The organism is Azoarcus sp. DD4, assembly GCF_006496635.1.
In the GTDB taxonomy this organism is placed as follows: domain Bacteria; phylum Pseudomonadota; class Gammaproteobacteria; order Burkholderiales; family Rhodocyclaceae; genus Azoarcus.
Genome location: NZ_CP022958.1, coordinates 2,915,482 through 2,939,207, shown reverse-complemented (window position 1 = coordinate 2,939,207; position 23,726 = coordinate 2,915,482). Strand labels below are relative to the sequence as shown.

Genomic DNA, 23,726 nt, shown 5'->3' with positions numbered 1-23,726 from the left:
TGCTGCCGTCGTCGGAGGGGTTTGGGGCAGGGGGGGCGTGGATGGGGATTGCATCGGCGACGTGGCGGGCGAGCATGGGGGCTGCTTTCGATGATAGCGCGCTACGTCGTCGGGTGGTCCGTAGCGACCATCCGCCGGCGGAAAGCTCAGGCGGGCTGGCCGGCCTCGTCGAAATCGAGCACGGTGAGTTCTTCATCCGCATCGGTGATCTCGGCGCGCAGCAGCTTGCCGTTGTCGTGATAAGTGTAGCGGTGCGACAGCTCGATCTCGCCGTAAACCAGTTTGTCGAAGCCGCTCAGCCGGCCGTCCGCGTCGAAGTAGCCGCGGAAGTACGTATTGCGGTTGCCCAGTTCGTTGTCGCCCAGTTCATTGACCAGCTTGAATGGCAGCTTGACGCCGCTGTAAGTGACGAAATGACGGCAGGTGCCTTGGCTTGTCGTGCTCATGACCATTTCCTGAATGTGGTTATAGACCGGGCGGATCATCGCACAGCTGTCACTCGGCATGAAGGGTGTCCATGTACCCTGCGGGACCTGGCCGGGATGCATGCGTGCCGCTTTGTTATCATCGCGCCATGAAACCATCACGAAGCCGATTCATCGACGTACGCGGTCTGAGCTATCACCTTCGCGAGTGGGGGGAGGCAGGGGCGCCCAAGCTTTTCATGCTCCATGGGTGGATGGACGCATCCGCCTCGTTTCAGTTTGTCGTCGATGCCTTCGCACAAGACTGGCACGTCATCGCACCGGACTGGCGGGGCTTCGGGCGATCGGACCGGCAGGGGGATGCGTACTGGTTTCCCGACTACCTCGCCGATCTCGACGCGATTCTCGAAGTCGAACAAGCGGGCGAGGCGGTCACGCTGATCGGTCACAGCATGGGTGGCAACGTGGCCTGCCTGTATGCCGGTGTCCGTCCCGCCCGGGTAGGCCGTGTCATTGCGCTGGACGCATTCGGCCTGCTGGACCGCGCGCCGGAGGAGGCGCCGGGGCGCTACGAGAAGTGGCTCGATGAGCTCGGCCGTCCGGGCGTGTCGCGCGAGTATCCGGATTTCGACGCTCTCGCGGCGCGTCTGCAGCGCGAGAATCCACGGCTTGATCCGACCCGAGCTGCCTGGCTGGCCAGGCAGCTCGGCGAGCACACGGAAAGCGGGGCCGTGCGGTTCGCCGGCGATCCCAACCATAGGCGCATCAACCCGGTGCTCTATCGCCGCGCCGAGTCCGAGGCTTGCTGGCGGCGGATCACCGGCCGGGTCCTCTGGGTGGAGCCCGCGGAGCCCGAGTTGCGCCGGCGTGTTGGTATCAGCGACGAGGTAGATGCGGCCGCCAAGGCCTGTTTCCGCGATCTCCAGCTGGTGAGTGTTGCCGATGCCGGGCACAACCTGCATCACGATCAGCCGGAACGGATTGCGGCGATCATCGAGGATTTTTTGCGGGATACACGGTCGACGTCGATATGAGCATTCAAACGATGAACGTGGACCTGCATTGTCATTCCACCGTATCCGACGGCTGGCTGGAGCCGGATGCGGTGGTCCGGCGTGCGCACGCGAACGGGGTCGAACTGCTTGCGCTTACCGACCACGACGAGCTCGGCGGTATCGCCTTGGCACGTGAGACAGCGACCGCACTCGGCATGCGCTTCGTGGCCGGCGTCGAGATCTCGGTGTCGTTCGCCGGGGAGACCATCCACATCGTCGGGCTCGGCGTCGACGTCGATGCCCCGGGGCTGCGGGCCGGGCTGGAGTTGGTCCGCAGTGGCCGCGATCTGCGTGCCCGCAAGATGGCAACTGGCCTGGAGGGCATAGGTTTCGTCAATGTGCTGGAAGGGGCGCGCCGTTTCGCCCGCAATCCGGCTTTGGTCAGTCGCGCCCATTTCGCCCGCCATCTGGTTGCGATCGGGGTGATGCCTGACGTCAAGACGGTGTTCGATCACTACCTCGTACGGGGCAAGCCTGGTTTCGTCGAGCATGAATGGGCAGCGCTGGAAGATGCAGTCGGCTGGATACGTGCAGCCGGTGGCATTGCCGTAGTTGCGCATCCGGCCCGCTACCGGCTCTCTTCCGCCAACATGGACGCCTTGTTCGATCGTTTCATGGCGGCCGGAGGTGAGGCGGTCGAGGTCGTTTCCGGTGCGCACACCGACGACGAGATGCGGCGCTTCGCCACGGTGGCGCGTTCGCGCGGCTTGCTTGCGTCGCGGGCGTCCGATTTTCATGGCGAAAATGAGAGTCCGGTCGATCTCGGCCGCTGCAATCCTTTGCCTTCCGATCTTTTGCCGGTATGGTCCCGGCTGCTCTGAATCGACAACAACACAATGGCCCAGTTCTTTTCGCTGCACCCGGAGCAACCCCAGCCCCGCCTGATCCGCCAGGCGGCGGAGATCATCCGCGGCGGTGGCCTGATCGTCTTTCCGACCGATTCTGCTTATGCGCTTGGCGGACATACCGGCGATGCCGGTCTTCTCGAGCGGATCCGACGCATACGTGGCGTGGACGAACGCCATCAGTTCACCCTGATGTGCCGCGACCTCTCCGAAATCGCCACCTATGCACGGGTCGACAACAGCCAGTACCGCCTGTTGAAGGCGACGACGCCCGGCCCCTACACCTTCATCCTGGAAGGTACGCGCGAGCTGCCGCGGCGGGTGTTGCATCCCAAGCGCAAGACCATAGGCTTACGCATCCCGGAGCATGCGGTCGTCTCTGCGCTGCTGGCCGAGCTCGACGAGCCTCTGCTGTCGTCGACCCTGTTGCTGCCCGGCGAGGATCTTCCGCTCACGGACGCGGAGGACATTCGGGACCGGCTGGAGAAACAGGTCGATCTCGTCATCGAAGCCGGGTTCTGTGGGCCTGAAGCGACCACCGTGATCGATCTGACAACCGGTGCGCCGGTGCTGATCAGGGTAGGGCGGGGGGATCTCGCGCCGTTTGGACTGGAAGCCGAGTGAGCATGCGCGCCTCTGTTAAGATGCCGGCCTTTGAGTCATCCGCTCCATGGATTCGTTGATTCCCACCCTGGCCATCTGGGCGTTGCCCGTGCTGCTCGCCATCACTCTGCACGAGGCAGCGCACGGCTATGTGGCACGCCATTTCGGCGATCCGACCGCCGATCAGGCCGGGCGGATCACGCTCAATCCACTCAAGCACATCGATCCTGTCGGTACCCTGCTGGTGCCAGCAGCCATCCTGGCGGCAAGCACCCTGTTCGCCGGCGGCGGCATCCTGTTCGGATGGGCCAAGCCGGTACCAGTCAATTTCGGCCGCCTGCGCAAGCCAAAGGCGGACATGCTGTGGGTTGCCGCGGCAGGGCCTTTCGTGAACCTGCTGATGGCCATCGGCTGGGCGATCGTCTTCAAATTGGCATTGAGTCTGCCGGGGAGCGTTTATACCTTGCCGATGATGAAGATGGCGGACGCCGGCATGCAGATCAACACCGTACTGATGGTGTTGAACCTGCTGCCCATTCCGCCGCTGGACGGCGGCCGGATCGCCGTGAGCCTGCTGCCCAACAGACTGGCGTGGCAGTACGCGCGGCTCGAACCGTTCGGCTTTCCCATCCTGCTGATCTTGCTGTTCACAGGCTTGCTCGGCAGCGTCCTGTGGCCTTTCATCGCGGGCTTCCGCTTCCTGCTCGCCGCACTGATGGGGCTGTGAACCCGCCGGCAATGATGCTCGACAGTACTGGCAACTTATGAACCTGCCGCTGGAACTCGCACCGGTCGAGGAATTGGGCGCGCTCGAATCGGTCGCACGGCTGTATGGCGAACCGCTGCTCGAATTGCCCAAAGACCTGTATATTCCGCCCGACGCGCTACAGGTCTTTCTGGAGGCATTCGAAGGGCCGCTGGATTTGCTGCTCTATCTGATCCGCAAAGCCAACGTGAATGTGCTGGACATTCCGATGGCGCCGCTCACCGCCCAATACCTCGACTATGTCGAGGCGATGCGGGCGAGCAACCTGGAGCTGGCCGCGGAGTATCTGCTGATGGCGGCGATGCTGCTCGAGATCAAGTCGCGCATTCTGTTGCCGCGTCCGCCGCGTGAAAGTGAAACGGAAGAAGATCCGCGTGCCGAACTGGTGCGTCGGCTTCTCGAGTACGAGCAGATGAAGCTTGCCGCTGCGCGCCTCGATCTGCTGCCGCGAGCCGAGCGGGATTACGAATGGGTCGGGGTTTTCGTCGCAGAGAAAGTCGTCGAGCGTCTGCCGGAGGTCAGTCTGCATGATCTGCAGCTTGCCTGGTTGCGGATCATGAAGAAGGCGCGGCTGACTCAGCACCATCGCGTCGGCCGCGAACAGCTTTCGGTCCGCGAACACATGACCGCCATCCTGCGCAAATTGTCGGATGGTGTCTTCGTGGTCTTCGATACGCTGTTCGACGCCGAACTCGGTGCCGCCGGACTGGTGGTTTCCTTCCTTGCCGTGCTCGAGCTGGTCAAGGAAAAACTTGTCGAAGTGACGCAGAACGAAGCGTTTGCACCGATATACGTGAAGCTCGCAGATGGATCACGGGACGACGCCTGAGCACTACAAGCGGATCATCGAGGCCGCCTTGCTGGCCGCACCGGCTCCGCTGCCGGTCGCGAGTTTGCGGCGGCTGTTCGACGACGATCCGGGGCCCGATCTGGTGCGACGGTTGCTGGATGAGCTGCGCAGCGAGTGGGAGGCCGCGCAGCGCGGCGTGGAACTCGTTCTCCTGGCGAGCGGATGGCGGTTTCAGACCCGCCCGGAATGCCAGGTCTACCTCGACCGGCTGAAGGAGGAAAAACCGCCGCGCTATTCGCGTGCGGTGATGGAAACGCTGGCGATCATTGCCTATCGTCAACCGGTTACGCGCGGCGACATCGAAGACATTCGGGGCGTGGCGGTGTCCGCCAACGTATTGAAAACACTGGAAGCGCGTGGTTGGGTCGACATCGTCGGCCATCGCGATACGCCGGGGCGCCCGGCGCTTTTCGCAACCACGCGGCGCTTCCTTGACGACATGGGCTTGCGCAGCCTGACAGAGTTGCCCGCGCTGGCCGAAATCGAAAGGATCATGGACCTTGTCGACACCTCACAAATCGAAGCGGCCGCTGCGGCCGCCCCTGAAGAAGAAGACCCCGACGCCTGAGGGTGGCAATGCCGAGGCCCACGGGCGCGAGCGCCGCAGCGGAGCGCACGGCGACGATCGTTCGCCGTCGCGCCCCGATGCGCACCGTTCAGCGCTCGGCAGTCCGGAAAGCATGGGCGCAACGCGTTCGCCAAGGCCGCGCAGACCGGCTGGCGACCGCCAGCCGGCGCCTACCTTCACCGAGCCCGAGCGTCTGCAGAAGGTGCTCGCTCAGGCCGGCGTGGCATCTCGGCGGGAGATCGAGGAACTGGTCATCGCCGGACGGATTTCGGTAAACGGCCTGCCGGCGTCGCTGGGTCAGAAGATCGGCCCGGGTGATCGGGTCAAGCTCAACGGCAAGCTGATTCCCCTGCGTTTTGCGCAGCGCTCGCCGCGCGTGCTGATCTATCACAAGCCGGAAGGCGAGATCGTCTCCCGCGACGATCCCGAAGGCCGTCCAACAGTGTTCGAGCGCCTCCCGCTGCTGCGCAAAGGGCGTTGGCTGGCAGTCGGTCGTCTCGATTTCAATACGTCCGGTCTGCTGTTGTTTACGAATGACGGCGACCTGGCCAATCGCTTGATGCACCCGCGCTACGAATTGACGCGCGAGTATGCCGTCCGGCTGCTTGGCGCGCTGACGGACGAGCAGGCACAATCGCTGACCGACGGCATCCAACTGGAAGACGGGCCTGCGCGCTTTCTGTCCCTGTCGGATGCTGGAGGTGAAGGGGTCAATCACTGGTATCGGGTGACCCTGTCCGAAGGTCGGAACCGCGAGGTGCGGCGCATGTTCGAGGCCGTCGGCCTGACGGTGAGCCGGTTGATGCGGGTGCGCTACGGCTCGGTCGAGCTACCCGCAAGGCTCAAGCGCGGTATGTGGATGGAAATGCCGGAAGCCGATGCTTGCGCGCTTGCGGGCCTTCCGCCGCCGCAGGTTCAGCAGGGCGACAACCGCGCCAAGAAGCCACCCAAGCTGCATCACACCACGCCGCGCGAACGCTGAGGGCTGCACCCCCGACGCTGCCGGGCCAATTGCTGATTTGATCGGCGGTTTGCCCGGCTACGCGTTTTAGCGCTATACTTCAAAGGCTTTGACAGGCGTCGATTCTTCAAGCGAAATGCCATGAGCAAAAAGGTGCTCGACTGGCGTGGTGCGGGGGAATGCAGCGGCGGGCTGTCGCTCCGGTTGTGGACAACAGGAAATGGGCGTTTCGCCCATTTTTTATTTGTGGCGTGGGATTGGCGGTTGCGTGAAGGCGGGTGAGTAAGTGGGTATGCAGACAAGCGTCGAAAAGCTGGTAGAGCAGGTGGTAAGCGGCCTGGGGTTCGAGTTGGTGGATTTCGAACTTTCGCCGAAGGCCAGGCTACTGCGGGTGTTTATCGACATCGAGCGCGGTGTCACGGTCGATGATTGCGCGACAGTCAGCAACCAGCTAACCCGGGTGTTCGAAGTCGAGAATGTCGATTACGACCGCCTCGAAGTGTCGTCGCCCGGTCTCGATCGCCCACTGAAGAAGTTCGCTGATTTCGAACGCTTTGCCGGCCACGAGATCCAGTTGCGCCTCACGCTGCCGATCGGTAATCAACGCAATTTTGTCGGTGTGATCGAGGGTGTCCGTGACGGTGCCATTGTCCTGCACACAGATAAGGGGGAGTTGCTTGCCCCGTTTGAAGAAATCGAAAAGGCACGCCTTGTTCCCAAATTTTGAGACTCTGGATGTGGAGGTTTTCCTGAAATGAGCCGCGAGATTCTGCTGCTTGTGGATGCACTGGCGCGCGAAAAGAACGTCGCCAAGGATATCGTGTTCGGCGCCCTTGAGTCGGCGCTTGCCTCCGCGACCAAGAAACGTATTCACGACGAAGCCGATGTGCGGGTTTCGATCGATCGCGATACCGGCGATTACGAGTCCTTCCGTCGCTGGGTTGTCATGCCCGACGAAGAGGTGACGAACGACGAAGCCGAGATGGGCATCATCGATGCGCGCGAGGTCGATCCCAAGATCGAGCTTGGGGAATACATCGAGGAGCCGCTCGAGCCTATCGATTTTGGCCGAATCGGCGCGCAGGCTGCCAAGCAGGTCATCCTGCAGCGCATTCGCGACGCCGAGCGCGAACAGGTTCTCAACGACTTCCTCGATCGCAAGGAATTCCTCGTTTCGGGTTCGATCAAGCGCATGGAACGCGGTAACGCGATCATCGAGGTGGGACGCCTGGAAGCGGTGTTGCCGCGCGACCAACAGATCCCGCGCGAGAACCTGCGCGTCGGTGATCGCGTCAAGGCCTATCTGCTCAAGATCGATCGCGGCGCCCGCGGGCCGCAACTGATTCTGTCGCGTACCGCGCCCGAGTTTCTGATGAAGCTCTTCGAGCTCGAAGTGCCGGAAATCGAAGACGGCCTGCTCGAGATCAAGGCCTGCGCCCGCGACCCCGGTCTGCGTGCCAAGATCGCGGTCAAGTCCAACGACCAGCGCATCGATCCTATCGGCACCTGCGTCGGCTTGCGTGGTTCGCGCGTGACCGCGGTGCGCAACGAGATCGGCGGCGAACAGATCGACATCATCGTATGGGCGGCCGATCCTGCCCAGTTCGTGATTGCCGCGCTGCAGCCGGCCGAAGTCGTTTCCATCGTCGTTGATGAAGAGGCGCACGCGATGGACGTTGTGGTCGACGAAAACAACCTCGCCATCGCTATCGGCCGTAACGGGCAGAACGTCAAGCTGGCGTCGGAACTCACCGGCTGGACGATCAACCTGATGAGCGAGCAGGAGTCGGCCGAGAAGTCCGAGCAGGAGAAGGCGGGCATCCGCAGCCTGTTCATGGCCAAGCTCGATGTGGACGAGGAAGTTGCCGACATCCTGATCGACGAAGGTTTCTCCTCGCTGGAAGAAATCGCCTACGTGCCGCTCGCCGAAATGCTGGAGATTGAAGCATTCGACGAGGACACCGTGACCGAACTGCGCAATCGCGCACGCAATGTCCTGTTGACCGAAGCCATCGTCACCGAGGAGCAACTCGAAAACGTTGCCGACGATCTTCTCGGCCTTGAGGGCATGGACAAGTCCCTCGCCGCCACGCTGGCGGGCAAGGGCATTCGTACCCGGGACGATCTTGCCGACCTTGCGGTCGACGAACTGGTCGACATGGCCGGGTTGGACGAGGAACAAGCCAAGGCGCTGATTTCTGTTGCTCGCGCCCACTGGTTCGAAGAATGACGGGAGGGCATTGATGGAACAAATGAGCGTGACCCAGTTTGCCGGCGAACTGAAAATGCCGGCGACGGCGCTGCTCGAGCAGTTGAAGCGCGCTGGGGTCGACAAGACCAGTGCGGCAGATCTGCTGACCGAACAGGACAAGGCCCGATTGCTCGAATACCTGCGCCGTGCGCATGGTGGTGCCGAGCCCAAGGGCAAGATTACCCTCACGCGCAAGCAGACTACCGAAATTCGGGCGACCGATTCGACCGGCCGTGCACGTACCGTCCAGGTGGAAGTGCGCAAGAAACGCACTTTCGTGAAACGAGACGAATTGTTGACGGAAGCCGCAGCTACCGAGAGCGGCGCGGTGGAAGAGGAACTCACTGTCGCCGCAGACGATGTGGTGGAGACAGTGCCTGAGCCCGTGGCTGAGGTGATCGAGCCGGTGGTGCCGCAACCCGAACCGGAACCCGAAGTGGTGGCGCCCATGCCTGAACCGGAGCCCGTCGTCGAGGTTGTGCCGGTCGAAGAGGTCGCAGCAGCTGCCGAAATCGCGGAAACCGCAGATGCCGAATCCGCCCAGGCGAAGACGCCTGCTCCGGTTGCACGCCCGCGTCCGGTCTCGATTACCGAACTGCTGAGCGACGAGGAAATCGCCGCTCGCGAACGCGAGGCTCGTCGTCATCGCGAACTGGTCGAACGCCAGCAGGCAGACCTGCGCGCACGTCAACAGCGTGACGCCGCAGCGAAGGCCGCTGCCGAAGCACGGCGTGCCGAAGAGGAAGCTCGTGTGCGTGCCGAGCAGCAGAAGAAGGAAGAAGTGGCCAAGCCTGCTGCGACCAAGCCTGCCGCAGGTACTTCGGGAACGCTGCACCGTCCCGCCAAGGCCGACGACAAGGGGGCGAAGGACGCCAAGCGCGGCACACGCGAGAACGAAAGTGCCAAACGTCGCGGCATCAAGACCCGCGGCGAAGTCGGCGGTCCGGCTGCCGGCAATGCCTGGCGGGGTGCGAAGGGCGGTGGTCGTCATGGCCGCCAGCAGGAAGATCGCCAGAGCTTCCAGGCTCCGACGGAGCCCATCATCCGTGAAGTGCACGTCCCCGAAACCATCACGGTTGCCGACCTCGCCCACAAGATGTCGGTGAAGGCCACCGAGGTCATCAAGACCCTGATGAAGATGGGCAGCATGGTTACCATCAATCAGGTGCTGGACCAGGAAACCGCGATGATCGTCGTCGAGGAACTGGGTCACAAGGCGCTGGCCGCCAAGCTGGACGATCCGGATGCCTTCCTCGAGGAAACGGAAGAGCACAAGGACGCCGAGGTGCTGCCGCGTGCTCCGGTCGTTACGGTCATGGGCCACGTCGACCACGGCAAGACCTCGCTGCTCGACTACATCCGGCGGGCGAAGGTGGCTGCGGGCGAGGCGGGTGGTATTACCCAGCACATCGGCGCTTATCACGTCGAGACGCCGCGTGGCGTCATCACCTTCCTTGATACGCCGGGCCACGAAGCATTTACCGCGATGCGTGCCCGTGGAGCGAAGGCGACCGACATCGTCATCCTCGTCTGCGCTGCCGACGACGGCGTGATGCCGCAGACCCGTGAGGCTATCCACCATGCGAAGGCCGCCGGTGTGCCGATGGTCGTGGCGATCACCAAGATCGACAAGCCGGAAGCCAACGCGGAACGTGTCAAGCAGGAACTCGTCAGCGAAAGCGTGATCCCGGAAGAGTATGGTGGCGACACCATGTTCGTGCCGGTGTCGGCGAAGAGCGGCGTCGGTGTCGATGAACTGCTCGAAGCAGTGCTGCTGCAGGCCGAGGTGCTGGAACTCACCGCGCCGGTCGAGGCGCCGGCCAAGGGCCTGATTGTCGAAGCGCGCCTGGATAAGGGGCGTGGTCCTGTCGCTTCCTTGCTGGTCCAGTCCGGTACCCTGCACAAGGGCGACGTCTTGCTCGTCGGCGCCACCTTCGGCCGCATCCGCGCGATGCTGGACGAAAACGGCAAATCGATCGATGAGGCCGGGCCGTCGATTCCGGTGGAAATCCTCGGTTTGTCGGACGTGCCGGCTGCCGGCGATGAAGCCATCGTGCTTGGCGACGAGAAGAAGGCACGCGAAATTGCGCTCTTCCGTCAAGGCAAGTTCCGCGATGTCAAGCTGGCGAAGCAGCAGGCCGCCAAACTCGAGAGCATGTTCGAGCAGATGGCCGAAGGCGAGGTCAAGAGCCTGCCGCTCATCATCAAGGCTGACGTGCAGGGTTCGCAGGAAGCGCTGGCGCAGTCGCTGGCCAAGCTGTCCAACGACGAAGTCCGCGTCAACGTCATCCACGGTGCGGTCGGCGCGATCAGCGAGTCGGATGTCAACCTGGCGCAGGCCTCGGGCGCCGTCATCATCGGTTTCAATACCCGGGCCGATGCCGGTGCGCGCAAGCTGGCCGAGAGCTTCGGCGTCGATATCCGCTACTACAACATCATCTACGACGCTGTCGATGAGGTGAAGTCGGCGCTGTCGGGCATGCTGGCCCCGGAGAAGCGCGAAGAGGTCATCGGCACGGTGGAGATTCGTCAGGTATTCACGATCTCGAAAGTCGGTTCGGTCGCGGGCTGCTACGTGCTCGAAGGTCTCGTCAAGCGTGGTTCCTCGGTGCGCCTCATCCGCAACCATACGGTACTGTGGACGGGCGAACTCGAATCGCTCAAGCGCTTCAAGGATGACGTCAAGGAGGTCAAGTTCGGCTACGAATGTGGTCTCCAGCTCAGGAACTACAACGACATCCAGGTCGGCGATCAGCTCGAGGTCTTCGAAATCAAGGAAGTTGCACGGACCCTGTAATCGATGCCTAAGGAATATTCCCGCAGCCAGCGCGTGGTGGAGCAGATCCGCCGCGAACTGGCAGAGCTGATCCGGTTGGAGGTGAAGGACCCGCGCGTTGGGTTCATCACCTTGACCGACGTTGAAATCACGCCCGATTACGCTCATGCCAAGGTGTTCTTCACCTCGATGACGGGCGAGGAGAGCGTACCGGAGATCCTGCAGGGGCTGCGCCGTGCGAGCGGTTTCCTGCGGCGGGAGCTCGGACGTCGGGTGCGCATTCACACGATTCCCGAGCTGCACTTCCATTACGACCGTTCCGTCGAGCAGGGGAGCCGGCTTTCCCGTCTGATCGATGAAACCGTTCGCGAAGACGAGGCCCGTCATCGCGAAGACGACGCCAGCTGATTCCGGCGGAATGACCTCCATGCAGCGCAAGATTCCGCGACGTATCGTGGATGGCGTGCTCTTGCTCGACAAGCCCCAGGGCCTGACCAGCAACGCAGCCTTGCAGACGGCGCGACGTCTGCTCAACGCCGCCAAGGCGGGTCATACGGGGACGCTGGATCCGATGGCGAGCGGATTGCTGCCGCTCACCTTCGGCGAGGCGACAAAGTTCTCCCAGATTCTGCTGGACGCGGACAAGACCTACGAGGCCGGTGTACGACTGGGTGTCGAAACTGACACCGGCGACGCGGAGGGTGAGATCCTGCGCCGCGCCGCGGTCGATGTCGATCGGGCCAGGCTCTGCGAGGTGCTCGCCGGTTTCGTGGGCGAAATCGACCAGATCCCGCCCATGCACTCGGCGCTCAAGCGCGACGGCAAGCCGCTCTACGAGTACGCTCGTGCGGGCATCGAACTCGAGCGCGAAGCGCGCCGCGTCGTGATACACGAACTCGAACTGAGAGAATTCAGTGGTGAGCACTTCGTGATCCGGGTGCGTTGCAGCAAGGGTACCTATATCCGCAGCCTGGCGATGGATATCGGTGCCGCACTGGGTTGCGGTGCTCATCTTGATGCCCTGAGACGGACCGGAATCGGGGCGTTCTCGGTGGAGAGTTCGGTTACGCTTGCCGCTGTGGAGGAGGTGGCGTTCGACGCGAGAGATGCCATGCTTGCACCGGTGGATGCGCTTGTGGCGCATTTCGGTCGGATCGATCTCGATCCGACCGACGCGGCAGGTATCCTGCAAGGAAGGGCTTTGCGCCTCGCGCAGAGTGGCTGCGGCACGGTGCGGATCTACGGCGGCAGACGCTTCCTTGGGCTTGCTGAGTGGCATTCCGACGGCAGTTTGCGGCCGAAACGCCTTATCGCGACCGCCGAGATGCAGTAACTGGCAACAAAGCGCATATTTTTAATTGAGTTTACTTCCTGGCGTTGGGTATAATCCTGCGCTTCTGATTGGCAGAACGAATAGAGTAAAGACATCAATGGCTCTCGATACCTCGACCAAAGCGCAAATCGTCACCGACTACCAGCGCGCGCAAGGCGACACTGGTTCCCCGGAAGTTCAGGTTGCGCTGCTTACCGCCCGCATCAACGGTCTGACTGACCACTTCAAGGCAAACGCCAAGGATCACCACTCCCGTCGCGGCCTGCTGAAGATGGTAAGCCAGCGTCGCAAGCTGCTCGACTACCTGAAGGGTCGCAACGTTGACAGCTACCGCAGCCTGATCGAACGTCTGGGCCTGCGCAAGTAAGACGGCTGCCCGTGACGCGTTACGCGGCAACGAACGACGCGACGCCGGTCAACAAAGGCTAGCCAGCAAAGCCGGTGCGAGCCCCCGACGGGCCGCACCGGCTTTGTCGTTTGTATCGTTCGTTGCTGTTCCGGCGGCTGTCGTTGCGGTGGCCGCCTTTGCAGTTGTTGTCCGCTGCACTCTTCTAGAAAGGAATTCCCTTGCCTACCGCTATCAAGAAAACCTTCGCCTACGGCGCACACACCGTTACGCTCGAAACCGGCGAAATCGCTCGTCAGGCCGGTGGCGCAGTCATCGTGAACATGGACGACACCGTGGTGCTCGCGACCGTGGTCGCTGCCAAGGATGCCAAACCGGGTCAGGACTTCTTCCCGCTTACCGTTGACTACGTCGAGAAGTTCTACGCCGCCGGCCGTATTCCCGGTGGCTTCTTCAAGCGCGAAGGTCGTCCGACCGAGAAGGAAACCCTGACGTCCCGCCTGATCGACCGCCCGATCCGTCCGCTCTTCCCGGAAGGCTTCTACAACGAAGTCCAGGTCATCGTCACCGTACTGTCGCTCAATCCGGAAGTCGATGCCGACATTCCGGCCATGATCGGCGCCTCCGCGGCGCTGGCGATTTCCGGCATCCCCTTCGATGGCCCGATCGGTGCCGCCCGCGTCGGCTACGCGGACGGTCAGTACCTGCTCAATCCGACGACCGAACAGGTCAAGACCAGCCAGCTTAACCTGGTGGTTGCTGGTACCGCCGCTGCCGTGCTGATGGTCGAGTCCGAGGCTGACGAGCTGTCCGAGCAGGTCATGCTGGGCGCCGTGGTGTTCGGCCATGAGCAGATGCAGACTGCGATCCGTGCGATCAACGAGCTGGTGGAAGTCGCCGGCAAGCCTGAATGGAACTGGCAGCCGCCGGCGCCTAACGAAGCGCTGATCGCCCGCGTCAACGAACTGGCCCGGGCCGATGCCGAGGAGGCCTTCCGCATCACCAGCAAGCAGGCCCGTTCGGAGCGCCTGTCGGAAATCCGCAAGCGCACCATCGCAGCCCTGACCGAAGGTGTGGACAACGCGCCGTCGGAAAACGAGATCAAGGACATCTTTTTCAATCTCGAATCGAGCATCGTGCGTAGCCGCATCCTCAACGGCGAGCCGCGTATCGACGGCCGTGATACCCGCACCGTGCGCCCGATCGACATCCGTGTCGGCGTACTGCCGCGTACCCACGGCTCCGCGCTGTTCACCCGTGGCGAAACCCAGGCGCTGGTCGTGGCCACGCTGGGCACCGGGCGTGACGAGCAGATCATCGACGCGATTGCCGGCGAGTACAAGGAGCGCTTCTTGCTCCATTACAACTTCCCGCCGTTCTCCACTGGTGAGACCGGTCGTTTCGGCGTCACCAAGCGCCGCGAGATCGGCCACGGCCGCCTTGCGAAGCGTGCCCTGGTGGCGATGCTGCCGAAGGGCGAGGAGTTCAGCTACACGATTCGCGTGGTTTCCGAGATCACCGAATCGAACGGTTCCAGCTCCATGGCTTCGGTGTGCGGCGGTTCGCTGGCGATGATGGATGCCGGCGTGCCGATGAAGAACCACGTCGCCGGTATCGCCATGGGTCTGATCAAGGACGGTAACCGCTTTGCTGTGCTGACCGACATCCTCGGCGACGAGGATCATCTCGGCGACATGGACTTCAAGGTTGCCGGTACCGAGAACGGCGTGACGGCCCTGCAGATGGACATCAAGATCCAGGGCATCACGAAGGAGATCATGCAGGTCGCACTGGCGCAAGCCGGCGAGGGCCGTCTGCACATTCTCAAGCAGATGAAGGATTCGCTGGGTGCCCACCGTGGTGAGGTCTCCGAATTCGCGCCGCGCATGATCAACATGAAGATCAACCCGGAGAAGATCCGCGACGTGATAGGCAAGGGCGGCGCGGTGATTCGCGCGCTGCAGGAAGAGACCGGCACAGTCATCGAGATCGAGGACGATGGCAACATCACCATCTCGTCCGTGTCCGCTGAAGGTGCGCAGAAGGCGAAGTCGCGCATCGAGGACATCACTGCAGAAGTCGAGGTCGGCAAGGTTTACGAAGGTACGGTTGTGCGCCTGCTGGACTTCGGCGCCATCGTGAATATCCTGCCGGGTCGCGATGGTTTGCTTCACGTTTCGCAGATCGCCAACGAGCGCGTGAACAACGTCGCGGACTACGTGAAGGAAGGTCAGGCGGTGCGCGTGAAGGTGCTGGAAACCGACGAGCGCGGCAAGATCCGTCTGAGCATGAAGGCGCTGCTGGGCGAAAACGCCGGCTGAGCCTTGCCGGGCTGAATGAAAAAGGGACGCCAAGGCGTCCCTTTTTTCTACTTCGGCTGACTGATCGCTTGTACGAACAGGGGAGGCTGCTGGCCTACTTGGCCAGTTGTCGTTCGCGCATTTCTTCCAGGGTCTTGCAATCGATGCACAGCGTCGCTGTCGGTCTGGCTTCCAGCCGCTTCAGACCGATTTCGACGCCGCAACTGTCACAGTAGCCATACTCCCCGGCATCGATCCGACCCAGCGCTTCATCGACCTTCTTGATCAAGCGCCCCTCGCGGTCGCGATTGCGAAGCTCCAGGGCAAGATCGCTCTCCAGACTGGCGCGATCATTAGGGTCGGCAGGCGCAGGCGCTTCGTCCTGCAACTGATGCACGGTTTGCTCGATATCCCCCATGAGTTCGAGTTTGAGGGAGTCCAGCACAGCCCGGAAATGGGCGGTCTGGCGTTCGCTCATGTAGTCCTCTCCCGGCGCCAGTACATAGGGGGGGAAGGATTTGCGGGGCGTATCGTCGGACATGTCCGAAGCTTCCGTAGGCATTGAATTCAATGCCAAAAGTAATAGCAGAATCCGCAATGTGCATCAAGCCGCGGACCGCACGGAAAGCGTCGGCGTTATTGCCCGAGGCCGTTCGCGAAGAAAATTTATATCGATTGTTTGACGGCTGAGAATTGTCTCTGTATAGTGCGCGGCTCTCGGGGTGTAGCGCAGTCCGGTAGCGCGCTTGCTTTGGGAGCAAGATGTCGGGGGTTCGAATCCCTCCACCCCGACCAGCTCACCCCGAATGCCCGCGGGATCTGCCCGTAGCTCAATTGGATAGAGCACCGGCCTTCTAAGCCGGGGGTTGCAGGTTCGATCCCTGCCGGGCAGGCCAGGTAGCAAAAACAGGTTTCCGGACCTTGACCTAGTCAGGGTTCAGATAGTGGCGGCATTAGCTCAGTTGGTAGAGCGTTGGATTGTGGCTCCAAAGGTCACCGGTTCGAAACCGGTATGTCGCCCCAAATAATTAGGCAGGTAGATCAAAACCTGCAAATCAGCTGAAAGGCCGATCTTACCAAGTGCGTAAGATCGGCCTTTTGCTTTTTTGCCGTAGTGGCGGCGATGCCGTGCGAGCGCCTTGTCGGTCAGGGGCAGTGATCGAAGCCGGGATGAGGGCGCGCAAGAGGGCTAGAGTAATAGCAGTGAGCAATCGTCGATGCAACGCAGTCTTGTGCGAGGCGGAGACCGAGCGGTCCACCTGCCGGATGCGGAGATGCCCGTGCCCGAGAAGTCCCCTCTGCCCGATTCACCCTCGTGGCGCGTGCTGGCGTATTTCGCGGCAGCGCTGCTTTTCTTCGTCCTTGCACGATTGTTTCTCGGCGGCCCCGACGCAGCGGAAATCAGCTACAGCGATTTCAAGCAACGTATTGCGGCCGGGCAGGTGGCGGAGGTTACCCTGCAGGAGGACCGCGTCGTCGGTCGGCTTTTGCAGGCTCAAGCAGTCGGCAAGGATGGACGAAACTCGGCGTGGTTCTCGACCCGAGTGCCCAGGATGGGCGACGATGAACTGCTGAAGGCGCTCGAAGCGGCAAACGTGCAGATCAATGTGGTTGCGGCGCCGGGATGGGAGCAGCTTGCCTACGGCCTGCCTTCGCTGATCCTGCTCGGGCTGCTGGTGATGGCGGTGTGGCGGACGAGCCGGATGGCGGGCGGAAGCCTGGGGGGCGGCACTGATCTTCAGCGTTTCCTGCGCAGCGTGGTCCGCACTGCCGATCGGCCGCAGACGACCTTTGCCGACGTGGCCGGTCAGGACAACGCCAAGCGCGATGTCGAAGAACTCGTTGCCTACCTGCGTGAGCCCGCCAGATTCGAGCGGCTCGGTGCGCAGGTTCCGCGCGGCGTGCTGCTGATGGGGCCGCCGGGAACCGGCAAAACTTTGCTGGCCAAGGCGCTGGCGGGTGAGGCCGCGGTGCCGTTTTTCTCGATCTCGGGTTCAGAGTTCATCGAGGTCTTCGTTGGCGTCGGTGCATCGCGGGTGCGCAATCTGTTCGAGGCGGCCAAGAAGCAGGCGCCGGCGATTGTGTTCATCGATGAACTCGATGCCGTTGGACGGACCCGTGGCACAGGTTTCGGCGGCGGTCACGACGAGCGCGAACAGACGCTCAACCAGATCCTGGCCGAGATGGACGGTTTCGAGCCTCACGAAGCTGTCATCGTGCTGGCCGCAACCAACCGGCCCGACGTGCTTGATCCGGCACTGTTGCGCCCTGGCCGCTTCGACCGGCACGTGGTGCTCGATCTGCCTGACAGGAAGGATCGCGAAGCCATCCTTGCAGTGCATGCGCGCAAGGTTCCGTTGGCAAGCGATGTCGATCTGGCGAACATGGCCGCGACGACGCCCGGTTTCTCGGGGGCCGACCTGCGCAACCTGGTCAACGAGGCGGCGATCCTGGCTGCGCGCGAAGCACAGCAAAGGGTTGCGCATCGTCATTTCGTCGAAGCGCGCGATAAGGTCATCCTCGGCAGTATGCGGTCGCTGGCCATCCAGCCTGACGAACGCCACCGGCTTGCGATACACGAAGCGGGACACGCGGTCGTGGCCTTCTTCCTGCCGCACGCCGATCCGCTCTACAAGGTGAGCATCATTCCGCGCGGCCGGGCGCTCGGCGGCACGCAGCAGCTTCCCGAGTACGAACGCCACACCCTGCCGGAGGATTACCTGCGCGACCGTCTGGCGGTGATGTTGGGCGGCCGGACAGCGGAGCGCCTGATGCTCGAAACGGTCAGTTCCGGTGCGGACGACGACATCCGACAGGCAACCGCGCTCGCGCGGGCCATGGTGGCGCGCTGGGGAATGTCGGAGGCGGTGGGGCCGGTCGACCTGCGCGACAGCGAAGAGCATCCCTTCCTTGGCCGCGAGATCGCACAGCCGCGGCACTTCTCGGAATCGTCCGCCCAGGCCGTGGATGACGGCGTGCGCAGCCTGTTGAACGAGGCCGAGCGCCGCGCCGGCGAGGTGCTGAACCAGCACGGAGGCGCACTGGAACGCCTGGTCGCCGCCCTCGAGGCGGAGGAGGATCTCGACCGGGCGCGGCTGGAGCAGGTGCTGCAGGCGCCGGTCGCGAGCGCAGCGCCGCCCGCCAGGCCCCAAGGGATCGATCCCCCGCGTGCAGCCTGAGTCGGATGCACGGGCGGCAGCGCCACCCCTAACGGCGGGGCAGCTTCGCTTGACCGGCAGCGCGGCTCCGCCTCGCGGCATTCAGTCGATCTTCACTTCCAGCGCCTTCGGTTTGGCCTCGGCCGATTTCGGCAGCTGCACCGTCAACACGCCGTCCTTGAACTCGGCCTTGACCCGGCTTTCATCCACGTTATCGGGCAGGCTGAAGCTGCGGCAGAAGCTTCCGTAGTAACGCTCGACGCGGTGGAACTTCGTGCCTTTCTCTTCCTTTTCCTGCTTGCGCTCGCCTTTGAGGGTGATGACGCCGTTTTCGACGGTGACATGCACATCCTCCTTCTTCACCTCGGGGATCTCAGCCTTCACCACGAACTCACCCTCGGTTTCGGCGATGTCCACCCGCGGCAACCAGTCGCCCGAGGCGATCGGTTCGTGCGTCCCCTGGCGCAGTGCGCCAAAGGACTTCATGTAGCGGTCGAACATGTCTTCCATTTCGCGCCACGCATCCCATTTCATCAGTGCCATGATGACTCTCCTTTGCGTTCGGGGCTTAGGTGGATGTCGCCGGCGACCTGGCCCCGGCTTATCGCCGTCTGTGGAGTCCTTGCCCGTTTGATCCTAGACAAGGATCGGATGGCTGCAACGGGAAGACACAGGCGATTTGACCAAGGTCAAGGGGGTGCGGCGCAAGGGGCGAACGTCGCCGCACGGATCAAATCGTTGCGGGACAGCGCACGCGAAGCAGGGGCACCCACAAGCGCCACGGACGGACTCTTGCTCGCGCAATGGGTTGGATTCGGCGATTGCGATGAAGATCCGCCACACCCGCCAATCGGCTTCGGCACGCTCGGAGATCAGGGCGAGGGTTTTCCGCGCGATTGTCGCGCCAATCCGAAATCCGGCTTTCGTTATTTGGTATCTTCAGCAGGCGGTCCCGGCGCAAAAGTGTCGGCGAGACGCACCTGACCCCGGAACCTCCATGAGCCACGACCACGCCTACTGGCTACCGTTTACCGCGAATCGCGCCTTCTGGCAGTCGCCGCGCATCGTCAAGGCGGCGCGCGGCCATTACTACACCACCGCGGACGACCGCCGGCTGCTGGACGGCTTCTCCGGGTTGTGGACGTCCGGCCTGGGCCACTGCCATCCGCGCATCGTTGCCGCCGTGCAGGAACAGGTGGCGACGCTGGACTACGGCATGAGCTTCCAGGTGACCAACGACAAGGCAATTGCCCTTGCCGACGAATTGGCGGCGCTGGCGCCGGCCGGGCTGGATCGCGTGTTCTTCACCAACTCGGGGTCCGAGTCGGTGGAGACCGCGCTGAAAATTGCGCTGGCGTATCACCGCGCGCGTGGCGAGAGCCAGCGTACCCGCCTGATCGGACGCGAACGCGGCTACCACGGCGTGAACTTCGGCGGCATGTCGGTCGGCGGCATCGGCAGCAATCGCAAGGCGTTCGGTGGCGCATCGGTGCCGGGCGTCGATCACATCCGCCACACCCACAGTCTGACCGACATGGCGTTCAGCCGCGGGCAACCCGCCTGGGGCCTGGAACTGGCCGACGACCTCGAACGCCTCGCGACGCTGCACGACGGTGGCAACATCGCGGCGCTGATCGTGGAACCGGTGGCCGGCTCGACCGGCATCCTGGTGCCGCCGGTAGGCTACCTGCAACGCCTGCGCGACATCTGCGACAGACACGGCATCCTGCTGATCTTCGACGAAGTGATCACCGCCTTCGGCCGCGTCGGCGCAAGCTTCGCTGCGGAACGCTTCGGCGTCACGCCGGACATCGTCACCACGGCCAAGGGGCTGACCAATGGCGTGGTGCCGATGGGCGCGGCGATCGTGCGCGAGGAGATCTACCAGGCGCTGATGCAGGGGCCGGCGCATGCGGTCGAGTTCTTCCATGGCTACACCTACTCCGGCCATCCGCTGGCTGCCGCAGCCGGACTCGCCACGCTCCAGGTCTATCGCGAGGAAGACAGCTTTGCCCGGGCGCGCGCGCTGGAGCCAGTGTTCGAAGAGGCCATCCACGCGCTGCGCGGCGAACCGAACGTGATCGACATCCGCAACTTCGGCCTGATGGGCGGGGTCGAACTGGCTGCGCGGGGCGGCGCACCCGGCCTGCGCGGCTTCGAAGTCTTCCTCAAGTGCTTCGAGGCCGGCGTGGTGATACGCAATGGGGGCGATATCCTCCAGTTCGCGCCCTTCCTCGATTCCACCGCCGACGAGATCGGGCGCATCTTCGACACGGTGCGGCAGGCTATCCGCAGCACTGCCTGAGCATACGAACACGACAGGGAAGGAGCCATGGACATCCTCGGACACTACATCGCAGGCCGCATCGTGGCCGACGACAACCGCCCGCAGGCGGTCTTCAATCCGGCCGTCGGGCGTGCCGTCCGCCAAGTGGCGATGGCGAGCAAGGCGACCATGGAATCGGCCATCGCTGCTGCCGACGCAGCCTTTCCTGCGTGGCGCAGAACGCCGCCGCTCAAGCGCGCGCGCATCCTCTTCAAGTACAAGGAACTGCTCGAACGGCACGCCGACCGCATTGTCGCCGCCATCGTCGAGGAGCACGGCAAGGTCTGGGAAGATGCGCATGGCGAACTCGCGCGCGGCATCGAGGTGGTCGAATACGCCTGCGGTGCGCCCGAATTCCTCAAGGGCGAACACAGTCGCGATGTCGGACCGGAAATCGATTCCTGGTCGGAGTTTCCCCCGCTCGGCGTGGTGGCGGGCATTACGCCCTTCAACTTCCCGGCCATGGTCCCGATGTGGATGTTTCCGATGGCACTGGCCTGCGGCAACTGCTTCGTGCTCAAGCCGTCGGAGAAGGATCCGTCGGCTTCGCTGATCCTCGCCGAACTGCTGACCGAGGCTGGTCTGCCCGACGGCGTGTTCAACGTCGTCAATGGCGACAAGGAGGCAGTCGATACTCTGCTCACCGATGCACGCGTCAAGGCGGTGAGTTTTGTCGGTTCGACGCCGATCGCCGAGTACATCTACGCCACCGGCACCACCCACGGCAAGCGCGTGCAGGCGCTCGGCGGAGCCAAGAACCACGCGGTGGTGATGCCGGACGCCGATCTCGACAATGCGGTCAACGCGCTCATGGGCGCCGCCTATGGTTCCTGCGGCGAGCGCTGCATGGCGATCTCCGTGGTGGTGGCGGTGGGGGACGCCGTGGGCGACGCACTGGTCGCACGGCTCAGGCCCAAGGTCGAGGCGTTGCGCATCGGCAACGGCAAGGAATGCGGGCTGGACATGGGGCCCCTCGTGACTTCCGCGCATCGCGACAAGGTGCGCAGCTACATCGACCTCGGCGCGGAAGAGGGCGCCCAGCTGGTGGTCGATGGCCGCGGCCTGAAGGTGCCCGGCCATGAAGAGGGCTTCTTCCTCGGCGGCACGCTGTTCGACCGGGTGCAGCCGGGCATGCGCATCTACAAGGAAGAGATCTTCGGTCCGGTGCTCGTGGTGGTACGGGTGCCGACGCTGGAGGCGGCGATGGCCCTGATCGACGCCCACGAGTTCGGCAACGGCACCTGCGTATTCACCCGCGACGGCGCGGTGGCCCGTCTTTTCAGCGATACCGTGCAGATCGGCATGGTGGGCGTGAACGTGCCGCTGCCGGTGCCGGTCGCCTGCCAGAGCTTCGGCGGCTGGAAGCGCTCGCTGTTCGGCGATCTCTATGCCTACGGTCCCGATGCCGTGCGCTTCTACACCCGCCGCAAGACGCTCACGCAACGCTGGATGACCGCGGGGATCGAGAAGGCGCAGTTCGCGTTTCCGAGCAACGGCTGATGCGGACGGCGCCGCCGGTCCTCCGACCGATGGCTGGTGTGATGACCTGATGCGGGTGAAAAAAATCGGGCTGCCCCGCAAGGCGCAGCCCGATTCGCTTTGCTGCCGTCGTCAGCCGGGGCTGCACCCCGGCCGCAGCCGGTTCAGAGGTTGCCCGTGGCCCAGGGTCCGGTGATCGCGAAGGTGATGCCCGGCGTCTGGATGTTGACGAACAGGGTGCGGCCCAGCGGATCGAAACAGGCGCCGCAGAACTCCGAACCCAGCTGGTTGCCGTTGCCGGCGGTGAGCGTCTTGCCGGCAGCGGCGTACTGCTCGGCGCTGAAGTTCAGGTTGTTCTTCGCCAGGATGAACGGGCTGCCCTGGTTGTCGATGCCGAACAGGCGCGAACCGTTGCCGAACTGGTCCGGGCTGTTGCCACCGTCCTCGCAGCAGATGATGCCGCCGCGCGGGCTGATGGTGATGTTGTCGAGGTTGTTGCCGGCGAGCTGGTTATTGCTGACGTAGATGCACTTGATGCGGCCGGAGGCCGGGTTCAGTTCCCACAGCGCGCCGTCGCCGCCCGCCGCGGTGTCGACGATGTAGATGCGGCCACCGTGATACCAGATGCCTTCGCCGCGCAGCATGCGGGCACAGCCGGCATTCCAGGCCTGGGCGAAGGGCCCGGAGACGTTGCGGACGGTGCCGACGACGTTGGCAGTCGTCGGTGCGGCGTCCGGATTCGCCAGTTCGACCCATTCCAGCAGGTATTCGTCGCCGACGCAGGGCGAGGCGAAGGCGGTGGCGTTGGCGTCGACCAGGGTGGCCGCGGCCGAACGTTCGATGCGCTTGATGCGGGCCGCGTAGAGTCGGCCGCCGTCGGCGTAGGCGCCGGTGTAGCCGCCGCCATTGTCCGGCACAAAGCGGTACAGCGCGGACACCGGGCTGGCGTCCTCGGTCTGGTAGCAGATGTTGTTGGTCGGGTCGATGGCGACGGCTTCGTGCTTGAAACGGCCCATCTGCACCAGCGGCTGGGCGGTGGTGCGGGCGGGATCCGGATCCACTTCGAAGACGTAGCCATGCTTCTTGCCACCGACCGCGGTACGATCCTCGGTGTTTTCCTCGCAGCTCATCCAAGTGCCCCAGGGCGTTGCGCCGCCGGCACAGTTGGTCATGGTGCCGGCAAGGCTGGCACGCACATCGACCACCTCGCCGTCGCGCAGCACCAGGGTGGTGGTGCCGCCACCTGCGTGCAGGCCGGCCGCGTTGAGCGCGCTGTCGTAGGTCGGAGCCGCACCGGTCTTGCGGGCGAAGTTGCCGACCTCATGGTTGCGCACCAGCACCAGCTCGGTGCTGCGACCGTCGCGGCGATGCTGGACCACAGCCATGCCGTCGAAGCGCGCCGGACAGGTGACGCCGTCGCTCATGAGGTCGTCCTGCCAGCCGATGGTGCGATAGCTAAAGCCGGCCGGCAATTGCAGCAGCGGCATGCCGGTGGTGAGATCGGCCACCGGCGCGACCGGGCCGAACGGGCTGGCCGCCATGGTAGCCAGACGGGTGCAATCGGCGGCCTGCGCGTTGCGCGCAGCCATCAGCGCGAAAGTGGAAACGAAGGGCACGGCGGCGAGGCCGGCGGAACCCTTGAGCATGTTGCGGCGCGAGGCGTTGAAGCCGAGGTCGTTCATCT

At 63.5% G+C, this 23,726-nt stretch carries 22 protein-coding genes and 3 tRNA genes; 21 read left to right on the top strand and 4 right to left on the bottom strand.

The annotated features are described in order from the left end of the window. Positions 1-146: 146 nt before the first annotated feature. Positions 147-446, bottom strand: a complete 300-nt coding sequence (locus CJ010_RS13560; RefSeq protein WP_141018527.1) for a DUF6156 family protein — start codon at positions 444-446, stop codon at positions 147-149. A 233-nt stretch (positions 447-679) separates the two neighbouring features. Between CJ010_RS13560 and CJ010_RS13555 the strand changes: the two genes are divergently transcribed. The 15 genes from CJ010_RS13555 to pnp all read left to right on the top strand — a co-directional run bounded on the left by CJ010_RS13555 (position 680) and on the right by pnp (position 15,100). Next, positions 680-1,459 carry an alpha/beta fold hydrolase gene (locus CJ010_RS13555; protein ID WP_371415666.1) on the top strand — a complete coding sequence of 260 codons (780 nt, stop codon included), beginning with the start codon at positions 680-682 and terminating at the stop codon, positions 1,457-1,459. Between the two features lie 11 nt (positions 1,460-1,470). Then, on the top strand, positions 1,471-2,301 hold the full coding sequence (locus tag CJ010_RS13550) for a 3',5'-nucleoside bisphosphate phosphatase (RefSeq protein WP_240794359.1): 831 nt from the start codon (positions 1,471-1,473) through the stop codon (positions 2,299-2,301). A gap of 15 nt (positions 2,302-2,316) precedes the next feature. Then, positions 2,317-2,949 carry an L-threonylcarbamoyladenylate synthase gene (locus CJ010_RS13545; protein ID WP_141018524.1) on the top strand — a complete coding sequence of 211 codons (633 nt, stop codon included), beginning with the start codon at positions 2,317-2,319 and terminating at the stop codon, positions 2,947-2,949. 46 nt (positions 2,950-2,995) lie between these two features. Continuing rightward, entirely contained in the window at positions 2,996-3,655 is a 660-nt protein-coding gene (locus CJ010_RS13540) for a site-2 protease family protein (protein WP_141018523.1), read from the top strand. Between the two features lie 37 nt (positions 3,656-3,692). Beyond that, positions 3,693-4,523, top strand: a complete 831-nt coding sequence (locus CJ010_RS13535; RefSeq protein ID WP_141018522.1) for a ScpA family protein — start codon at positions 3,693-3,695, stop codon at positions 4,521-4,523. After that, positions 4,501-5,112 (top strand): SMC-Scp complex subunit ScpB, encoded by a 612-nt coding sequence (gene scpB, locus CJ010_RS13530; RefSeq protein ID WP_141018521.1) that lies wholly within the window; start codon positions 4,501-4,503, stop codon positions 5,110-5,112. The genes CJ010_RS13535 and scpB overlap by 23 nt, the downstream gene beginning before the upstream one ends. Positions 5,113-5,224: 112 nt before the next feature. After that, positions 5,225-6,094, top strand: coding sequence for a 23S rRNA pseudouridine(2605) synthase RluB (gene rluB / locus CJ010_RS13525; protein WP_141018520.1), 870 nt, complete (start codon positions 5,225-5,227; stop codon positions 6,092-6,094). A gap of 120 nt (positions 6,095-6,214) precedes the next feature. Continuing rightward, complete coding sequence (locus CJ010_RS25150; RefSeq protein WP_168224949.1) at positions 6,215-6,355, top strand: hypothetical protein; 141 nt, start codon at positions 6,215-6,217, stop codon at positions 6,353-6,355. 10 nt (positions 6,356-6,365) lie between these two features. Further along, on the top strand, positions 6,366-6,800 hold the full coding sequence (gene rimP / locus CJ010_RS13520) for a ribosome maturation factor RimP (protein ID WP_141018519.1): 435 nt from the start codon (positions 6,366-6,368) through the stop codon (positions 6,798-6,800). Positions 6,801-6,827: 27 nt separating this feature from the next. Next, entirely contained in the window at positions 6,828-8,303 is a 1,476-nt protein-coding gene (gene nusA / locus CJ010_RS13515; protein WP_141018518.1) for a transcription termination factor NusA, read from the top strand. A 13-nt stretch (positions 8,304-8,316) separates the two neighbouring features. Beyond that, positions 8,317-11,121, top strand: coding sequence for a translation initiation factor IF-2 (gene infB, locus CJ010_RS13510; protein WP_141018517.1), 2,805 nt, complete (start codon positions 8,317-8,319; stop codon positions 11,119-11,121). Positions 11,122-11,124: 3 nt separating this feature from the next. Beyond that, positions 11,125-11,508: a 30S ribosome-binding factor RbfA gene (rbfA, locus tag CJ010_RS13505; RefSeq protein ID WP_141018516.1), complete on the top strand. Its 384-nt coding sequence runs from the start codon at positions 11,125-11,127 to the stop codon at positions 11,506-11,508. A gap of 19 nt (positions 11,509-11,527) precedes the next feature. Then, complete coding sequence (gene truB / locus CJ010_RS13500; protein WP_205754784.1) at positions 11,528-12,433, top strand: tRNA pseudouridine(55) synthase TruB; 906 nt, start codon at positions 11,528-11,530, stop codon at positions 12,431-12,433. Between the two features lie 97 nt (positions 12,434-12,530). Continuing rightward, positions 12,531-12,800, top strand: coding sequence for a 30S ribosomal protein S15 (rpsO, locus tag CJ010_RS13495; RefSeq protein ID WP_141018514.1), 270 nt, complete (start codon positions 12,531-12,533; stop codon positions 12,798-12,800). A 194-nt stretch (positions 12,801-12,994) separates the two neighbouring features. Next, positions 12,995-15,100: a polyribonucleotide nucleotidyltransferase gene (gene pnp, locus CJ010_RS13490; protein WP_371415710.1), complete on the top strand. Its 2,106-nt coding sequence runs from the start codon at positions 12,995-12,997 to the stop codon at positions 15,098-15,100. A 94-nt stretch (positions 15,101-15,194) separates the two neighbouring features. Here pnp and dksA read toward each other — a convergent pair whose 3' ends face one another. After that, positions 15,195-15,620 (bottom strand): RNA polymerase-binding protein DksA, encoded by a 426-nt coding sequence (gene dksA, locus CJ010_RS13485; RefSeq protein ID WP_141018512.1) that lies wholly within the window; start codon positions 15,618-15,620, stop codon positions 15,195-15,197. A gap of 177 nt (positions 15,621-15,797) precedes the next feature. Between dksA and CJ010_RS13480 the strand changes: the two genes are divergently transcribed. The 4 genes from CJ010_RS13480 to ftsH all read left to right on the top strand — a co-directional run bounded on the left by CJ010_RS13480 (position 15,798) and on the right by ftsH (position 18,258). Next, positions 15,798-15,874, top strand: a tRNA-Pro gene (locus CJ010_RS13480). Between the two features lie 24 nt (positions 15,875-15,898). Further along, a tRNA-Arg gene (locus tag CJ010_RS13475) sits at positions 15,899-15,975 on the top strand. 51 nt (positions 15,976-16,026) lie between these two features. Beyond that, positions 16,027-16,102: transfer RNA gene (locus CJ010_RS13470), tRNA-His, on the top strand. A gap of 257 nt (positions 16,103-16,359) precedes the next feature. After that, positions 16,360-18,258: an ATP-dependent zinc metalloprotease FtsH gene (gene ftsH, locus CJ010_RS13465; protein WP_205754783.1), complete on the top strand. Its 1,899-nt coding sequence runs from the start codon at positions 16,360-16,362 to the stop codon at positions 18,256-18,258. Between the two features lie 81 nt (positions 18,259-18,339). Here the strand turns inward: ftsH and CJ010_RS13460 are convergent, their stop codons facing one another. Next, a complete protein-coding gene (locus tag CJ010_RS13460; protein ID WP_141018510.1) occupies positions 18,340-18,780 on the bottom strand; it encodes an Hsp20/alpha crystallin family protein in 441 nt (146 codons plus the stop codon). 454 nt (positions 18,781-19,234) lie between these two features. Between CJ010_RS13460 and CJ010_RS13455 the strand changes: the two genes are divergently transcribed. Next, positions 19,235-20,542, top strand: a complete 1,308-nt coding sequence (locus CJ010_RS13455; protein WP_141018509.1) for an aspartate aminotransferase family protein — start codon at positions 19,235-19,237, stop codon at positions 20,540-20,542. Positions 20,543-20,569: 27 nt separating this feature from the next. Further along, complete coding sequence (locus CJ010_RS13450; RefSeq protein ID WP_141018508.1) at positions 20,570-22,063, top strand: CoA-acylating methylmalonate-semialdehyde dehydrogenase; 1,494 nt, start codon at positions 20,570-20,572, stop codon at positions 22,061-22,063. 143 nt (positions 22,064-22,206) lie between these two features. On the opposite strand, the gene CJ010_RS13445 is transcribed toward CJ010_RS13450, so the two are convergent. Beyond that, complete coding sequence (locus tag CJ010_RS13445; protein WP_141018507.1) at positions 22,207-23,724, bottom strand: alkaline phosphatase PhoX; 1,518 nt, start codon at positions 23,722-23,724, stop codon at positions 22,207-22,209. Positions 23,725-23,726 lie beyond the last annotated feature (2 nt).

Excerpts from the sequence above, each read along its gene's own strand:
- nusA (WP_141018518.1), top strand. The coding sequence starts at position 6,828 with ATGAGCCGCGAGATTCTGCTGCTTGTGGATGCACTGGCGCGCGAAAAG.
- dksA (WP_141018512.1), bottom strand. The coding sequence starts at position 15,620 with ATGTCCGACGATACGCCCCGCAAATCCTTCCCCCCCTATGTACTGGCG.
- CJ010_RS13555 (WP_371415666.1), top strand. The coding sequence starts at position 680 with ATGGACGCATCCGCCTCGTTTCAGTTTGTCGTCGATGCCTTCGCACAA.
- rpsO (WP_141018514.1), top strand. The coding sequence starts at position 12,531 with ATGGCTCTCGATACCTCGACCAAAGCGCAAATCGTCACCGACTACCAG.
- CJ010_RS13550 (WP_240794359.1), top strand. The coding sequence starts at position 1,471 with ATGAACGTGGACCTGCATTGTCATTCCACCGTATCCGACGGCTGGCTG.
- CJ010_RS13540 (WP_141018523.1), top strand. The coding sequence starts at position 2,996 with ATGGATTCGTTGATTCCCACCCTGGCCATCTGGGCGTTGCCCGTGCTG.
- CJ010_RS13450 (WP_141018508.1), top strand. The coding sequence starts at position 20,570 with ATGGACATCCTCGGACACTACATCGCAGGCCGCATCGTGGCCGACGAC.
- infB (WP_141018517.1), top strand. The coding sequence starts at position 8,317 with ATGGAACAAATGAGCGTGACCCAGTTTGCCGGCGAACTGAAAATGCCG.
- CJ010_RS13535 (WP_141018522.1), top strand. The coding sequence starts at position 3,693 with ATGAACCTGCCGCTGGAACTCGCACCGGTCGAGGAATTGGGCGCGCTC.
- scpB (WP_141018521.1), top strand. The coding sequence starts at position 4,501 with ATGGATCACGGGACGACGCCTGAGCACTACAAGCGGATCATCGAGGCC.
- CJ010_RS13460 (WP_141018510.1), bottom strand. The coding sequence starts at position 18,780 with ATGGCACTGATGAAATGGGATGCGTGGCGCGAAATGGAAGACATGTTC.
- CJ010_RS25150 (WP_168224949.1), top strand. The coding sequence starts at position 6,215 with ATGAGCAAAAAGGTGCTCGACTGGCGTGGTGCGGGGGAATGCAGCGGC.
- CJ010_RS13455 (WP_141018509.1), top strand. The coding sequence starts at position 19,235 with ATGAGCCACGACCACGCCTACTGGCTACCGTTTACCGCGAATCGCGCC.
- rbfA (WP_141018516.1), top strand. The coding sequence starts at position 11,125 with ATGCCTAAGGAATATTCCCGCAGCCAGCGCGTGGTGGAGCAGATCCGC.
- CJ010_RS13560 (WP_141018527.1), bottom strand. The coding sequence starts at position 446 with ATGAGCACGACAAGCCAAGGCACCTGCCGTCATTTCGTCACTTACAGC.
- CJ010_RS13545 (WP_141018524.1), top strand. The coding sequence starts at position 2,317 with ATGGCCCAGTTCTTTTCGCTGCACCCGGAGCAACCCCAGCCCCGCCTG.
- rluB (WP_141018520.1), top strand. The coding sequence starts at position 5,225 with ATGGGCGCAACGCGTTCGCCAAGGCCGCGCAGACCGGCTGGCGACCGC.
- rimP (WP_141018519.1), top strand. The coding sequence starts at position 6,366 with ATGCAGACAAGCGTCGAAAAGCTGGTAGAGCAGGTGGTAAGCGGCCTG.
- truB (WP_205754784.1), top strand. The coding sequence starts at position 11,528 with ATGCAGCGCAAGATTCCGCGACGTATCGTGGATGGCGTGCTCTTGCTC.
- CJ010_RS13445 (WP_141018507.1), bottom strand. The coding sequence starts at position 23,724 with ATGAACGACCTCGGCTTCAACGCCTCGCGCCGCAACATGCTCAAGGGT.